Source organism: Rouxiella aceris (assembly GCF_012933545.1).
In the GTDB taxonomy this organism is placed as follows: domain Bacteria; phylum Pseudomonadota; class Gammaproteobacteria; order Enterobacterales; family Enterobacteriaceae; genus Rouxiella; species Rouxiella aceris.
In genome coordinates this window covers 186,488-201,508 of sequence record NZ_JAADJU010000011.1, presented here as the reverse complement: position 1 = coordinate 201,508, position 15,021 = coordinate 186,488, and the positions used below count along the sequence as shown (strand labels likewise).

General features: G+C 53.7%; 17 protein-coding genes, 1 tRNA gene and 2 rRNA genes. 19 read left to right on the top strand and 1 reads right to left on the bottom strand.

Annotated elements, in window-relative coordinates:
- The 3 genes from GW590_RS19750 to GW590_RS19740 all read left to right on the top strand — a co-directional run.
- A 23S ribosomal RNA gene (locus tag GW590_RS19750) occupies positions 1 to 99 on the top strand; the annotation flags it as partial.
- 111 nt (positions 100 to 210) lie between these two features.
- Positions 211 to 326, top strand: a 5S ribosomal RNA gene (gene rrf / locus GW590_RS19745).
- 87 nt (positions 327 to 413) lie between these two features.
- Positions 414 to 490: transfer RNA gene (locus GW590_RS19740), tRNA-Asp, on the top strand.
- A 142-nt stretch (positions 491 to 632) separates the two neighbouring features.
- On the opposite strand, the gene GW590_RS19735 is transcribed toward GW590_RS19740, so the two are convergent.
- Entirely contained in the window at positions 633 to 1,025 is a 393-nt protein-coding gene (locus GW590_RS19735) for a hypothetical protein (protein WP_169404779.1), read from the bottom strand.
- Between the two features lie 362 nt (positions 1,026 to 1,387).
- Here GW590_RS19735 and GW590_RS19730 point away from each other — a divergent pair, with 362 nt between their 5' ends.
- From GW590_RS19730 to GW590_RS19655, 16 genes are read left to right on the top strand one after another with little or no spacing between them, the layout of a single operon-like run.
- Positions 1,388 to 2,107: a beta-ketoacyl synthase chain length factor gene (locus GW590_RS19730; RefSeq protein ID WP_169404778.1), complete on the top strand. Its 720-nt coding sequence runs from the start codon at positions 1,388 to 1,390 to the stop codon at positions 2,105 to 2,107.
- A gap of 19 nt (positions 2,108 to 2,126) precedes the next feature.
- Positions 2,127 to 2,909, top strand: a complete 783-nt coding sequence (locus GW590_RS19725; RefSeq protein WP_169404777.1) for a lysophospholipid acyltransferase family protein — start codon at positions 2,127 to 2,129, stop codon at positions 2,907 to 2,909.
- Between the two features lie 3 nt (positions 2,910 to 2,912).
- Positions 2,913 to 3,170: a phosphopantetheine-binding protein gene (locus tag GW590_RS19720; protein WP_169404776.1), complete on the top strand. Its 258-nt coding sequence runs from the start codon at positions 2,913 to 2,915 to the stop codon at positions 3,168 to 3,170.
- A 35-nt stretch (positions 3,171 to 3,205) separates the two neighbouring features.
- Positions 3,206 to 3,460, top strand: a complete 255-nt coding sequence (locus tag GW590_RS19715; protein ID WP_169404775.1) for an acyl carrier protein — start codon at positions 3,206 to 3,208, stop codon at positions 3,458 to 3,460.
- 4 nt (positions 3,461 to 3,464) lie between these two features.
- The gene (locus tag GW590_RS19710; protein WP_169404774.1) at positions 3,465 to 4,055 is read left to right on the top strand and encodes a COG4648 family protein; all 591 of its coding nucleotides are present in this window, start codon (positions 3,465 to 3,467) and stop codon (positions 4,053 to 4,055) included.
- Complete coding sequence (locus GW590_RS19705) at positions 4,022 to 5,413, top strand: AMP-binding protein (protein WP_169404773.1); 1,392 nt, start codon at positions 4,022 to 4,024, stop codon at positions 5,411 to 5,413. Before GW590_RS19710 ends, GW590_RS19705 begins: the two co-directional genes overlap by 34 nt.
- Entirely contained in the window at positions 5,410 to 5,751 is a 342-nt protein-coding gene (locus tag GW590_RS19700; protein WP_169404772.1) for a 3-hydroxyacyl-ACP dehydratase FabZ family protein, read from the top strand. The genes GW590_RS19705 and GW590_RS19700 overlap by 4 nt, the downstream gene beginning before the upstream one ends.
- Positions 5,742 to 7,472: a glycosyltransferase family 2 protein gene (locus tag GW590_RS19695; protein WP_169404771.1), complete on the top strand. Its 1,731-nt coding sequence runs from the start codon at positions 5,742 to 5,744 to the stop codon at positions 7,470 to 7,472. The genes GW590_RS19700 and GW590_RS19695 overlap by 10 nt, the downstream gene beginning before the upstream one ends.
- A gap of 1 nt (position 7,473) precedes the next feature.
- Positions 7,474 to 7,917 (top strand): acyl-CoA thioesterase, encoded by a 444-nt coding sequence (locus GW590_RS19690; protein WP_169404770.1) that lies wholly within the window; start codon positions 7,474 to 7,476, stop codon positions 7,915 to 7,917.
- On the top strand, positions 7,917 to 8,519 hold the full coding sequence (locus GW590_RS19685; protein ID WP_169404769.1) for a LolA family protein: 603 nt from the start codon (positions 7,917 to 7,919) through the stop codon (positions 8,517 to 8,519). The genes GW590_RS19690 and GW590_RS19685 overlap by 1 nt, the downstream gene beginning before the upstream one ends.
- The gene (locus tag GW590_RS19680) at positions 8,491 to 10,818 is read left to right on the top strand and encodes an MMPL family transporter (RefSeq protein ID WP_169404768.1); all 2,328 of its coding nucleotides are present in this window, start codon (positions 8,491 to 8,493) and stop codon (positions 10,816 to 10,818) included. Before GW590_RS19685 ends, GW590_RS19680 begins: the two co-directional genes overlap by 29 nt.
- Positions 10,815 to 11,393: a DUF3261 domain-containing protein gene (locus GW590_RS19675; protein ID WP_169404767.1), complete on the top strand. Its 579-nt coding sequence runs from the start codon at positions 10,815 to 10,817 to the stop codon at positions 11,391 to 11,393. The genes GW590_RS19680 and GW590_RS19675 overlap by 4 nt, the downstream gene beginning before the upstream one ends.
- The gene (locus GW590_RS19670; protein ID WP_169404766.1) at positions 11,390 to 12,559 is read left to right on the top strand and encodes a beta-ketoacyl-[acyl-carrier-protein] synthase family protein; all 1,170 of its coding nucleotides are present in this window, start codon (positions 11,390 to 11,392) and stop codon (positions 12,557 to 12,559) included. Before GW590_RS19675 ends, GW590_RS19670 begins: the two co-directional genes overlap by 4 nt.
- Entirely contained in the window at positions 12,556 to 13,062 is a 507-nt protein-coding gene (locus tag GW590_RS19665) for an ApeP family dehydratase (RefSeq protein WP_169404765.1), read from the top strand. The genes GW590_RS19670 and GW590_RS19665 overlap by 4 nt, the downstream gene beginning before the upstream one ends.
- On the top strand, positions 13,059 to 13,790 hold the full coding sequence (locus GW590_RS19660; RefSeq protein ID WP_169404764.1) for a 3-ketoacyl-ACP reductase FabG2: 732 nt from the start codon (positions 13,059 to 13,061) through the stop codon (positions 13,788 to 13,790). The genes GW590_RS19665 and GW590_RS19660 overlap by 4 nt, the downstream gene beginning before the upstream one ends.
- On the top strand, positions 13,787 to 15,019 hold the full coding sequence (locus tag GW590_RS19655; protein ID WP_169404763.1) for a beta-ketoacyl-ACP synthase: 1,233 nt from the start codon (positions 13,787 to 13,789) through the stop codon (positions 15,017 to 15,019). Before GW590_RS19660 ends, GW590_RS19655 begins: the two co-directional genes overlap by 4 nt.
- Positions 15,020 to 15,021 lie beyond the last annotated feature (2 nt).

Here is a 15,021-nt window from a genome sequence, read left to right as displayed (position 1 = left end):
CTGAAGGGACGTTTAAGACTAAGACGTTGATAGGCTGGGTGTGTAAGTGCAGCGATGCATTGAGCTAACCAGTACTAATGACCCGAGAGGCTTAACCTTACAACACCCAAGGTGTTTGTAATTGAGAGACAGAGATTTTCAGCGATGTTCCGAGATTGGTTCTGATGGCTGCACAGAAGAATGTGAAGCGGTTAGAATAAAACGAATTTGCCTGGCGGCAGTAGCGCGGTGGTCCCACCTGACCCCATGCCGAACTCAGAAGTGAAACGCCGTAGCGCCGATGGTAGTGTGGGGTCTCCCCATGCGAGAGTAGGGAACTGCCAGGCATCAAATTAGTTCCTTTTCCCCTGACAAGGAAAATAACAGGAACAAACTTGTATCAGACGATTGCTGATACAGGTGAAAGAACCGGTGGAGCGGTAGTTCAGTTGGTTAGAATACCTGCCTGTCACGCAGGGGGTCGCGGGTTCGAGCCCCGTCCGTTCCGCCAATTATTGCAAAAGCCCTGAATCTTCTGATTCAGGGCTTTTTTGCATTTGCATTTTGTCATTCCCCTGTAACTTGCCTCTTTGCAGCGTTTTCTGTGCTTGTTGCCGTATTCTTTTGAGTGAATACGGCAAACAAAAGCGGGCTTACGGCTGATCGGCTAGGTTTAACTGCACTTTGATATCCTGATCCAGATTGGCTATCCAGCGATTATAGTTTCTATTGATGTTGCCATCGGCCGCATCCAGATTCTGGCTGCTGATGTATTCGATCGTATAGTAGTTGGCAGAATACAGGATTTTGATATTGGCCACATGATCGCGCGGACGTATAGTTGCCAGGATCAGCCCATTTTGCGGTGCCGTCATCTGCCAGCCGCGTTTGGCCCCGGCAATCAAAATGGCTTTCTTGACTTGCTGTGGTGTCCGAGGAACTGATACGCTTTCGGTGACATTATGGATAGGGGTAATATGGTTGGCACAGCCAGTCAGCAAGGAAGCGCTGAGCAACACCGGTAGCAGAAGAGTCGAGTATTTCATTAAATAACCTTATTGAGTGTTTTGTAGACAATATTAGCCCGGATTTTGTCCTGAGCTATCAGCTTATAAGGTACCTAATATTATCTTCAAGGAAAACTCTTATTTAGTTAATGGCTTGGCCTTAATTTTATTAGGTGGCGATAGGTTATACTTTGCATAAAAAAGTTAATAACAATACTCTTAAAGTTATTTATTACATTAATAACTTATTAATTAACGCAGTATGAATACTTTTACTCTGGATAAAGCTAAAATCCTATTTAATATTGTGCAGGGGGAGCCTGTGCATTTGCAGATGCAACCAAGAACAAAGTCTAATAGAGTCTGCTATCCACCAATAGAACGCTGAGAGCGCGAAGAGCATGAACTACGCATTATCTGTACTTGATTGGTTGGCCATCGCGCCGGGTTTAAGCTCTTCACAGGCCTGGAGCCAGTGGGCATCTTTAGCCACTACTACCACAGAATTTTGTGGCGAAATTGAAAAAAGTCAGCGTATTCCGATGATGTCTGCGCGCCGGATGAGTACCGCCAGTCGCCTGGCCGTTGAGGCCGGATTAGCATTATTGGAAAAACATCAGATAGATATGGCGGTGTTTAGCAGTCGACACGGCGAGCTTGAGCGAACTTACAAGATCCTGCAGGTGCTGGCGCAGGAGCAGGCGGTTTCACCGACTGACTTTTCTATGTCGGTACACAACACCGCAGCAGGGTGGATGACCATTACCGCGAAAAATACCTTACCGGTAACGTCCCTTGCCGCGGGACTCGACAGCTTTCAACAGGCAATGGTTGAAGCTCGGGCAATGCTGGCCGTAGAGGGCGTTAAAAAAGTGCTGCTGGTCGATTTTGATGGTGCGGTACCAGCGATATATGGTGCAGAGGCTAATACGCCCGGTTTCCCTTATTGTGTCGCCCTGGTATTAACGTTGGGTGAACAGCTTGAGTGCCGACAGGTGAACACTCAACGCATTGATTCTTTGCCACAAAGCCTCACTTTTTTGCGACATTGGCTATTAAAAAGTACAGAATTTGTGATTGGTGCCGATACCCATCATTGGCAATGGAAACGTGCAGAGTGAAAAACAGGGAAATGACAACATGATACGAACCAGCCCGTTTAATCGTTTGTGGCGCTGGTTGGCGACAGGAATATTTTTTATCTTTTTCGGATTAGGTGGGCTGGTACTTTCACTGTTGTGGTTTACTCTATTAGGCGTGGTGGTACGCGATCCCAAGCGGCTTAATCGCCTTACTTTAAACACCATCAAAAACAGTTTTCGGCTATTCCTTAATTTGTTACGTGCCGTCGGTGTGATGGATTATCGCATTGAAGGCGCAGAGCTCTTTACGCAAGATAAAGGATGTCTGGTAGTTGCCAATCATCCCAGCCTATTGGATTACGTTTTGCTGGCCTCTTGCATGCCTCGCTGTGATTGCATTGTTAAACAGGCGCTGACAAAAAACGTTTTTGTGCGTGGTGTGATTAAATCGGCGGGCTACCTGATCAATTCGGGATCCGAAAGTTTACTCCAGGACTGCGAGCAACGCCTCAGTGCAGGGGGGACTATTCTTATTTTTCCTGAGGGGACTCGATCTGTTCCGGGAAAAGAGATTACTTTACAGCGTGGCGCCGCTAACATTGCTCTGAGAACCGGCTGTGATATTCGCATCGTCCATATTTCCTGTCAGCCGCCTATGCTGACGAAACAGGGTAAATGGTATAGGATCCCGGCGAGTAAACCGCATTTTGTAATAACGGTTAAAAATAAGGTTGTGACCCAGGATTTTATGGCGGCAAGCGACGTTTCCCCGGCACTGGCTGCGAGACGCCTGACTCGTCACCTGCATTCAGCGCTAATCGTTAAAAATAATGAGAAATAAGTAATGGATTCATTAAGTAAAGAAATTAAAATCCTGATCATCGAGACTCTGAATCTGGAAGGGATGACGCCGGAAGAAATAGACACTGAAGCGGCGCTTTTTGGCGAAGGTTTAGGTTTGGATTCTATTGATGCGCTGGAGTTGGGGCTGGCGTTAAAAAATAAATATGGCGTTGTGCTTTCTGCAGAGAGCGAGGAAATGCGTAAGCATTTTTATTCGGTAGAGACCCTCGCGGGATTTATCTCTGAACAATTAAAATAATCCGCTAACGATAACCAGGAATTTTAGAGGGTTTTATGCAGAAGCAAGAAATTTATCAGCAAATTTGTGACCTTTTGGTTAAGTTATTCGAACTTGACGCCGACGATATCAAACCAGAATCCCTGCTGTATGAAGATCTGGATTTAGACAGTATTGATGCAGTGGATTTAGTGGTGCATTTGCAAAAAAGCACCGGTAGAAAAATAAAACCCGAGATGTTTAAGTCAGTAAGAACCGTACAGGATGTTGTAGACGCTATCGACGATTTACTTAAATCGGAACAGCCTTAGTCGTATGACCAGCAGCAGCCCACTCCAGACTTCCCGCCTGGCGATGGTTCTACAGGTGTTGATGGTTCTGCTGATCATTGCTTATCCGTTTGCCGTATGGCTGGGGTTGAATAACTGGGGTATTGGCATTCTGGCACCCATTTTGATAGTGGTGTTTCTGCTGCGGCTGCTCACGTTTCGCGGCAAGCTGAGTCAGTTTACTGCGCTGGGTAAAATCATTGCCCTCTCGGGAGTGATCCTGGCCGCCGCCAGTTGGTTATTGCACGAAACGCAAATGTTGCTCTATTACCCGGTTGCCGTGAATGGTTTTTTATTGCTGTTATTTGGCCAGTCACTATTTTTTCCGCCACCGATTGTTGAGCGACTTGCCCGGCTTGCACAACCTGAATTACCGGTACGGGCGGTGAGCTATACCCGACGTGTCACTCAGGTGTGGTGTGTTTTCTTTATTTTTAATGGTGCTGTCGCGCTTTATACCTGCCTGAGGGGCGATATTGCATTGTGGACTTTATACAACGGCGGAATAAGTTATCTGCTGATCGGTTTATTAATGGGTATTGAATGGATAGTCAGAAAAAGGATCCAGCGTGGTTAGCTTTGCCAATGGAAGAATGGCTGACATCCGCTGCCAGCGACGATCGTCTCGTCGCCTGGAGTCGTACCCAACAATGGTGCCTGGGTGATTTTCGCCGCGATGTCAGCAGGCTGACGCAATCTTTGCAAGCACTGCCGCCGTCGCGTTGGGCACTCTGTTTTACCGACAGCTACTATTTTGCCGTGGCCCTGCTTGCCGTATTGCACAGTGGTCATACTCCGGTATTGCCGGGACATCAACGCCAGTCATTATTGACAGAGCAGCAAGGAGAGTTTGATGCCCTGCTGACTGACGACGATATCCTGGCGCTGTCCTGCCCAACGCTAAGGCTTCCTGCCGAGATATTGCCCGTTCGCCCGGCGTTGCCCGCCACCTTGCCTGCGTTTGCTCCCAATGCCGTACTGGTATTGTTCACCTCTGGCTCGACCGGAAAACCGCAAAAAGTCCTTAAAACCGTTGCCAGCCTGCAAACCGAAAGCCAATGGCTGGCGGAAAACTGGGGCGAAATGCTGCAAGGCAGCCGTGTGGTGGCCACCGTCTCTGCGCAGCATATGTATGGGTTAACTTTCCGCCTGATATTACCGTTGGCCCTCGCGCTGCCGTTTTATAGCCAGACTCTGGAAGTCCATGAGCAACTAGTGTTTATGGCTAATCAGTATCCTTTGATGCTGGTCAGCAGCCCGGCTTTTTTGCAGCGACTGGACGACAAACTGCCGCCTGTTCATTGTCGGCAAATTTTCTCTGCCGGTGGCCCGCTTGCCGCCCGCGAGGCCGCCCGGATCCAGCAGCTTTGCGGCACATATCCCACCGATATTTATGGCACCACCGAAACCGGCGTTATTGCCAGTCGTCAGCAGCGGCAGGCCGCCACCCCGTGGACACTGTTTGCCGGAGTTGAACTTCGTCAGCAAACGCAAGGGAAAATCCGCGCGATCTCGGGATTAATCCCACAGCCAGCAGGCGTTGAACTCAGCGATAATCTGGCACTATTGGCTGATGGCCGGCAGTTTCATTTACTGGGTCGCAAAGACCGCATTGTCAAAATTGCCGAACAGCGGCTGTCACTGGATGAAATAGAAATGCGTCTGTGCCAACTGCCTCAGGTGCAAGAGGCCTGCGTACTGACCATTGATAAACAGGGTCGAACTTATATCGCCGCCGCTATTGTTCTGAGCAGTAGCGGGTTGGCGCAGCGGCAACGGCAGTCACAGACTGCACTGACCGCCACACTGCGTCAGGCACTACGTCCGTGGTTGGCTCCTGTTGCCGTACCACGTTTTTGGCGCCTGCTTCCCGCTATCCCGCGCAACCAGCAAGGCAAACGCAGCTACGCTGAACTACAGGAATTATTTTTATGATGGTGCCGCAGGTTTTGCGCAAGCAGCGTCAGGACAATCATCTGACACTCGATCTTATATTGCCCGCCGATCTTTTCTGGTTTAAGGGACACTTTCCCGGGCAGCCGATTTTACCCGGCGTGGCGCAGATTAACTGGGTGATGCACTATGCCGGGCAAGAGCTGGGCCTTAGCGGGCGCTTTGGCGGATTTGATGTGGTCAAGTTTCAGCAACCCGTAATGCCGCAGCAGCAGATCCGCTTAGCCATCGACTGGCTGGCGGAAAAAAACAGACTGATTTTCAGTTACCACGTTGGCGATCGCCAGGCCAGCAGCGGGAAGATTATTCTATGTCCATAACGCTGCCGCCAAGGTTTAACCCCTGCATCATTATCCCCTGCTTTAATCACGGGGCGATGATGGCCGCTGTACTGGCGCGGCTGACCCCTCTGGCAATGACCTGTATCCTGGTGGATGACGGCAGTGAAAGTAAAACCGCCAATGAGCTGCAACGCCTGGCGGCGCATTATCACTGGGTGATCCTGCATCGCCTGCCGGAAAACCGGGGCAAAGGGGCGGCGGTGATCGCCGCAATGAAACTGGCGGCGGAGCAGGGTTATAGCCATGCCTTGCAGGTGGATGCCGATGGTCAACATCAGCTCGACGATATTCCGCAGATGTTACAGGAAGCGGCAAACTATCCCGATTGGCTAATCTCCGGCAAACCGGTTTATGACAGCTCGGTGCCAAAATCCCGTCTTTATGGTCGCTATGTCACCCATGTCTGGGTGTGGATAGAAACCCTGTCGTTCTCGCTGCAGGACAGTATGTGCGGTTTTCGCGTCTACCCGTTGGCCGCCTCACTGGCGTTGCTGCAACAGCACGGGGTCGGCGAGCGTATGGACTTTGATACGGAAATCATGGTGCGCCTCTATTGGCGCGGGACGCGCAGTCGCTTTATTGCCACCCGGGTGATCTATCCCGAGGATGGGCTGTCACACTTTAATGCCCTCAAAGATAATTTGCGGATCTCCTGGATGCACACCCGGCTGTTTTTCGGCATGTTACCGCGCATTCCCCGGTTATTGCGGATGCAGCGAGGGGAGAACCCGCCGCCGCATTGGTCCAAGACCGCCGAGCGCAAAGGGCTGTGGGGTATGCGCCTGATGCTGGGCGTCTATCGTCTGCTGGGGCGTCGTGCCTTTGAATTGCTGCTCTATCCGGTGATCGGCTATTTTTGGTTAAGCGGACGACGTCAGCGCCAGGCATCGCAGAACTATTTGCAGCGACTGGCGGCGGTAGCTCGCGATCGTCAGCTGGCGTTGCCTTATCCTTTAAGCAGCTTTCGTCATTTTATGCGTTTTGGCGATGCCCTATTGAGCAAGCTGGCCACCTGGCAGGGCGATACCTTATTGGGCCGCGATGCGCTATTGGTTGATAGTGACCGCTGCGAAGCGCAGATTGCCAGCGGTCAGGGCACGCTGATCCTCGCTTCTCATCTCGGGGATATCGAGTCATGCCGTGCTCTCGGTGAGCTGAATAAAAACGTCAAGGTCAATGCACTGGTCTTTACCCAACATGCCGAGCGCTTTAATCAGCTAATGAAAGAGGTTAATCCGCAGGCGAACGTTAATCTGATCCCGGTGGCGAATATGGGCGCAGATACGGCGATTATGCTGAAAGAGCGACTGGATCGCGGCGAATGGGTCGCGATCGTCGGCGATCGCACCTCGGCAGCCGGCTATCAGCGCGGTGCCGCACCGCGGGTGATCTACAGCGAATTTCTTGGTGCACCGGCGGCGTTTCCCCAGGGGCCTTTTATTCTGGCGGCAGCGTTGCGGGTTCCGGTATTTCTGATGTTTGGCATCCAACAACAGCGCAAATTGCATATCTATTTCGAACCCTTTGCCGATCCGCTGCTGCTGCCACGCAGCCATCGGCAGCAGAGTTTGCAGCACACCATTGACCGTTATGCCGCGCGGCTGGAGCATTACAGCCTGCTGGCCCCCCATGACTGGTTTAACTTTTATGATTTTTGGCAGCATCCCGCTGATGTGCCCGTTGACAGAGAGTCTGATTGATATGGCTGATAAAAAAGATCCGCGTTTGTCCGACCCGCGTTTTTCAACCCGCATCGAGATCACCGTGCCCTTTCATGATGTTGATCCCATGGGTGTTGTATGGCACGGCAACTATTTCCGTTATCTGGAAGTGGCCCGCGAAGCGCTGCTGAAACAGTTTGACTATGGTTATCGCGAGATGGAAGCCTCGGGCTATGTCTGGCCGATTGTCGATGCGCGCCTGAAGTACATCGCGCCCGTGCAGTTTGAACAACAGATCATTGTGCAGGCACAGCTGGAAGAGTTTGAGAATCGCCTGCGTATTGGCTATCAGGTTTTTGATGCGCACAGCGGTAAACGTACCACCAGCGGATACACGCTACAGGTGGCAGTGCATATCGCCAGCAAAGAGATGTGCTTTGTCTCGCCGCCGGTGTTGTTGGAAAGAATGGGAGTCAGTTTATAATGCGTTTTCTGATACTGTTTATTGGCCTGGTCACTTTTGCCGCTCAGGCGGTAACCCTGGATGAATTGCAGCAGCGTTTCAGCCAACAACCGGTGCTGCGTGCCGATTTTAGCCAGCAGCGCAGCGTGAGTGGCATGGAGCAAAAGCTTAACTCTGCCGGCAACCTGGTTATCTCGCGCAATGACGGCCTGTGGTGGCAGCAGCAGAAACCTTTTGCCCTCAGCCTGCTGTTGACCAATAGCCGTATGGTGCAGACCATGGCCGGGCAGGCACCGCAGGTGGTGACCGCGCAAAACAATCCGCAGATGTTTCAGTTTAACTCGCTTTTGACCGCCTTGTTTCATGCTGACCACCGGGCACTGGAACAAAACTTCAAGCTAGATTTTAGCGATCGCGGGCAGGGCAACTGGACATTGGTGCTGACGCCGAAGAGCTCACCGCTTAATCGACTGTTCAGGCAGATTGGCTTAAAAGGCCAGACCTTCCTCGAAAATATTGATATTCAGGATATGCAGGGCGACAGCACGCAGATCCGTTTCTTTAATCAACGCACAGAGCCTAAGACGTTAACCGATGCCGAGAAGCAGCATTTTTCATCCTGATCGTCATCGCCGCTTAGCCCAGGGCTGGCTGCTGATTTGTCTGCTGTTGCTGGCGGCACTGTTTTGGCTGTTGCCACGCAGTCAGGTCAATAGCAGCGTACTGGCACTCTTGCCCAGCCAGCAACTGGCCGGTGTGCCTGCGGATCTCTCCATGGCCTTTAGCCAGCGGCTGGACCGTCAGGTGATGTGGCTGGTGAAACCGCCGCAGGACGCACGGCGTAATGACGCGCTAAACGGCTGGCTGACGCAGTTGCAACAGTTGCCCGCATTGACGCAGGTTGAGGGACCGATGGATGCGGCGCATCAGCAACAGTGGGGGCAGTTTTTCTTTAGTCACCGTAATGCGCTGATCGACAGCGCCACGCGGGAGCGCCTGACTGCCGGTGCCGCCACCCAGTCACAGTGGATACTGGCACAGGTTTATTCGGCCTTTGCCGGCGTCAGCGGTAAAGAGCTGGCTAACGATCCGCTGCTGCTGGTACGGGCTTCACAAATGGCCCAGCAGCAAAACAGTGCCGGTATGTCGCTGGACGATGGCTGGCTGATGGCGAAAGACGCACAGGGGGAAAGTTGGTACCTACTTCATGCTGAACTCCGGGCCTCATCTTACGATATCACCAGCAGCAAGCAGATAGTTGGCCAGTTGGCTGCACTTAAGCAGCAATTTGAAGCGCGCTGGCCGGGTGCCGTGGTGTTGCAACGTGGCACAGTATTTTATAGCCACTACGCTAGCGAGCAGGCGCAACATGATATTTCGACGCTGGGACTGGCGTCGGTGCTTGGCGTTTTTTTGTTGATTGTGTTGATGTTCCGCTCGGTGATACCGCTGCTGTTAAGCCTGCTTTCCATCGCGCTGGGTGCGCTGGCCGGGACGGTATTTACTCTGTGGGTGTTTGGTGAAATCCACCTGATGACGCTGGTGTTAAGCACCAGTATTGTCGGTATCTCCGCTGACTACACGCTCTATTTTCTTACCGAACGTCGGGTGCATGGCCAACAGGCTACGCCGCTGGAAAGCCTGAAAAAACTCTTTCCGGCATTATCGATGGCATTGCTGACCACGGTCGCCGCCTATCTGCTGCTGCTGGTGGCCCCTTTCCCGGGTATGCAGCAACTGGCGGTGTTTGCCGCTGCGGGTCTGACGACGGCATGCCTGACGGTGATCTGTTGGTATCCTTATCTGGCAAAACATCTGCCAGTGGGGATAACGCCAGGCCTGACGCTGATCTTGCGCTGGCTGCATGCCTGGCGTCATCGGCAGGCATTGCGCATTGGTCTGCCGCTGGCGGTGCTGGTAGTGGCGGCGATAGGTTGGTCCCGTCTGCAAATCAATGACGATATTGGTCAGCTGCAGGCGCTACCCGCAGACTTATTGCAGCAAGAACAGCAAATTGCTGCGCTGACCGGCCAGTCGAACGATCAAAAATGGCTGGTGGTTTACGGCGACAATGCCGAACTGACCCTGCAGCGTCTGGAAGCGTTGGCACCGCGCCTGCAGCAGGCGAAAGCGGCCGGGGTAATCGCAGGCTATCGCTTGATGGGACTGCCTTCACGGCAGCGGCAGCAAGCGGATTTGGCGCTGCTGGCGCAACGTGCGCCCGAGGTGGCCACCCAGTTGCAACAGGCGGGCCTCAAGGTCAACGAGGCCGATGTTTCACCGCAGTGGGTCACGCCTGACATGTGGACTGACAGTGTGATCAGTCAGGGATGGCGGTTGTTATGGCTGTCGTTGCCGGACGGTCGCAGCGCGGCCCTGGTACCGGTCAATGGGGTGCAGAACAGTGCGGCGCTACAGGCGTTGGCGCAATCGATGCCCGGCGTTGGCTGGGTCGATCGCAAAACCGAGTTTAGCGAACTTTTTGCGCAATATCGTCAGATGCTTTCCTGGCTACTGCTGTTGGCCACCGGGGTGATTGCTGCCAGTTATCTGTGGCGTTTCGGCTGGCGTCACGGGCTGATTTGTTGCGTGCCGACCCTGCTATCTCTGGCGATGGGCATTGCCGCGCTCGGGCTTGGTGGGCACAGCCTGAACTTATTCTCGCTGCTGGCGCTGATCCTGGTACTGGGTATCGGTATCAACTACACGTTATTCTTTACTAACCCGCGCGGCACCCCCACCACCTCGATGTTTGCCATCTTTATGGCGGTGGTCACCACGCTGCTAACCTTCGGTATGTTGGTGTTTAGTGCAACCCAGGCGATCGCCAGTTTTGGCATTGTGCTTAGTAGCGGTATTTTTACCGCCTTTATGCTGTCGCCTTTGACGCTTCCCGGCAAAAAACGAGGAGTAAAAAAATGATTAAGGTCCGAGGATTAGCGATTATCGTATTGCTGTTACTGGCAGGATGCGCGGCGCGACCCAATGCAGATACCTTGCCACAGGCCTGGCTTAAGCCCGGCGTGCGCGTATCACTGCCTGCGCCCATGCTTGACCACAAACTTGCGCAACAGCAGTTGCTGACCGGCAGCGTCAACGGCAAACAGCAGTCATTGCTGGTGTTGCTTAATGCTGATGGCAAAACCTTGCAGCTGGCGGGTTTATCGCCTTTGGGCATTCGTCTGTTTAAAGTGGTTTACGATGCACAGGGGATCCATATAGAGCAGGCGATCAAAATTGCCCAGTTGCCACCGGCCAATCAGGTGCTGGCGGATATCATGCTGAGCTATTGGCCAATCAACCGCTGGCAGCCGCTGTTACCGACGGGCTGGACGCTGGTGGATGAGGGCGCACAGCGTATTTTGCGTGACGACGCCGGGCAGATTGTCACCCGTATTGATTACATCAATGATAACGGTAAACGCCAGCCGGTAGCCATCGATCAACGCGTGTTTCATTATCACATCACCATTGAAAATGTCGGGGGGAGTGCATGATCTATTTCTCTGCGGTCGGCATGGTCAATGCGCTGGGCGGACAGCTGGATGAAATTGCCACCAATCTGGCCGCCGGGTATGCCCCGGGAATAAGCCAACAATCGCCGTGGCTGACCAGCAAACAACCCATTTGGCTGGGGCAGGTGTTTTCGCCTTTACCCGAGATCCCTGCCGCGCTGGCCGCGCATCGCAGCCGTAATAATCGCTTGCTGATGGCCGCCTTGCAACAGATCCAGCCACAGGTCGATGACGCCATTGCGCGATATGGCGCCGATCGCGTCGCGGTAGTGATGGGTACCAGTACCTCCGGTATTGCCGAGGGAGAACAGGCGGTACAGTTTAGCCCGCAGCAGGATTTCCCCGCAGGCTATAATTATCAACAACAGGAACTGGGCGATCCGGCGCGTTTTCTTAGCCGGTTGCTGGGGCTGAGTGGGGCTTCCTATACGTTGTCGACCGCCTGTTCTTCCAGCGCTCGCGCTATTATTAGCGGCCAGCGGCTGATTGCCGCCGGTCTGGCCGATGTTGCCCTGGTGGGCGGTGCCGACAGTCTGTGCCGCATGCCAATTAACGGTTTCGCCAGTCTGGAAGCCTTATCTGCCGACCGTTGCCAGCCCTTTGCCGCCGATCGCGACGGTATCAATATTGGCGAAGCGGCGGCGCTGATGCTGCTGACCCGAGAACCGGCGGCGGTGGCATTGCTCGGCGTCGGAGAATCGTCTGATGCCTGGCATATGTCGGCTCCTCATCCGCAAGGCGAAGGGGCCGAGCGAGCAATGCGCATGGCACTGCAGCAGGCTGGCATGGTTGCCGAGGACCTGGGTTATATCAATCTTCACGGTACCGCCACGGAACAAAATGATCGCGTAGAGGCACAGGTCATTGCCCGACTGTGTGGCAATCGTGTGCCCTGCAGCTCAACCAAACATCTGACCGGCCATACGCTGGGAGCGGCGGGGGCCACCGAGGCGGCGCTGAGTTGGCTGCTGCTGACGCGTGCCATACCCTTGCCGCGTCAGGATTTCTCCTGTTCATCGGTGGATGCCAGCCTGGGGGATATTGGCCTGGTGACTGATGAACAATATTTGGCTAAAGCCGCGATCCTGTCTAATTCCTTTGCCTTTGGTGGCAATAACGCCAGCATTCTGTTGGGGGTGCCACAATGACGACCACCACTTTTCTCGACGCGGAACACTATCTGCCTCACGCCGCGCCGATGGTGTTAATAGAAAAAGTGCTTGCTGTCAGCGAGCAGGGGGCAAGCTGTCAGGTGCGGGTCAGTGCCGACGGCGTGCTGGCCCCCTTTCTCGACGCCCAGGGCCAGCTACCGGCCTGGTTTGCCATGGAGCTGATGGCGCAAACCGTTGGCGTATGGAATGGCTGGCACGCCGGACAGCGAGGCAGCGCGCCGCGTCTGGGTATGCTGCTGGGAGGCAGAGGATTATCCTGTTCTCTGGCCGCATTCCCGGCCGACGCTTTATTGACCATCAATGTCAACATGGTGTTGCAGGATGAAAAACTGGCGAGTTTTGAATGCGCGATTACTCACGAAGATAGCTTACAAGCCAGTGACCAGGGCCGAGAGACCATCGTGGCCCATGCTCGATTGAATACTTACCAGCCTGAACCAGAAGAATTGAAAAAATTAACGCAGGGGATAAGCAAATGACGCGTTCGGTATTAGTCACCGGAGCCAGTAAAGGAATTGGGCGAGCCATTGCCCTGCAATTGGCAAAAGATGGTTTTACGCTGGTGGTGCATTACCACAGCGACCGGGAAGGGGCCGAACAGACAGTCGCGCAGATCCGCCAAAACGGTGGCAACGCCAGGATCCTTGGCTTTGATATCAGTCAGCGTCAACAGTGCCGTGAAGCGATCGAGGCCGATATTGCCGCGCAGGGGGCCTACTATGGCGTGGTCAACAACGCCGGTATTACCCGCGATGGTGCCTTTCCGGCGCTGAGCGAAAGCGACTGGGATGGGGTGATCCACACCAATCTCGATAGTTTTTACAATGTACTGCATCCCTGCGTGATGCCGATGATCGGTTTGCGTCAGGGGGGCAGGATCATTGCCTTATCTTCAGTTTCCGGTATTACCGGCAACCGTGGCCAGGTTAACTACAGTGCCGCCAAGGCGGGAATTATCGGTGCCTGCAAAGCGCTGTCCCTGGAGTTGGCGAAGCGCAAAATTACCGTTAACTGCATTGCTCCCGGCCTGATTGATACCGGCATGCTCGATATGCAGCCGCAGGCCATGGAGGCAGCAATGAGTATGATCCCGCTTAAACGTATGGGTTCGGCGGACGAAGTGGCCGGGCTGGCCAGTTATTTGATGTCGGATATTGCCGCTTATGTTACCCGCCAGGTGATTTCCATCAACGGGGGTATGGTATGAGTATTCAGCGTGTCGTGATCACCGGTATGAAAGGGGTGACCGCTTTTGGCAATAGCTGGCAGCAAGTGGGGGAGCGATTGCACCAGGGGCGTAACGCTGTACGTCATATGGATGAATGGCTGCAATATCAGGGATTGAATACCCATCTTGCCGCGCCGATCGACGATTTTATCTTGCCGGAACACTATACCCGCAAGCGTATCCGCTCCATGGGGCGAGTATCGTTGCTATCGACGCGTGCCACCGAGCTGGCATTGGAGCAGGCGGGACTGATTGGCGAAGCGGTGCTGACCAACGGTGATACCGGCATTGCTTTTGGCTCCTCGACCGGCAGCACCAAGCCGGTTAGCGAGTTTGCCACCATGATGCTGGAAAAACACACCAACAATATTACCGGTACCACCTATGTGCAGATGATGCCCCATACCACGGCGGTTAACGCCGGGCTGTTTTTTGGCCTGCGTGGTCGGGTGATCCCGACGTCCAGCGCCTGCACCTCGGGAAGCCAGGCTATTGGCTATGCCTATGAAGCTATCCGCCATGGTTATCAAAAAGTGATGGTGGCCGGTGGCGCAGAAGAACTCTGTCCTTCCGAGGCGGCGGTATTTGATACCCTGTTTGCCACCAGCCAGCAAAATGATACGCCGGAACTGTCGCCGCGGCCGTTTGATAAGTATCGCGACGGACTGGTGATTGGTGAAGGGGCTGGAGCATTGATCCTCGAGTCTCTTGATCATGCGCTGGCGCGCGGAGCGCATATCTATGGCGAAGTTGTCGGTTTTGCCACTAACTGCGATGCAGCCCATATTACCCAGCCACAAAAAGAAACCATGCAGATCTGCATTGCCCAGGCGTTGCAACAGGCAGGCATTCCTCCGTCGGAGATTGGTTATATCAGTGCGCACGGCACCGCCACCGACCGCGGTGATATTGCGGAAAGTCATGCCACGGCAGCGGTGTTTGGCAACACCACCCCTATCTCGTCGTTAAAGAGCTACTTCGGCCATACCCTTGGTGCCTGCGGGGCGCTGGAAGCCTGGATGTCGCTGGAGATGATGAATGAAGGGCGGTTTGTTCCCACCATCAACCTGACAGAACCGGATCCTGCCTGCGGCGATCTCGATTATCTGATGGGACAATCGCGCAATATCGACACTGAATATATTCAGTCGAACAACTTTGCTTTTGGCGGCATTAATACCTCTCTGGTCTTCCGTCGCTGGGCCTGAGC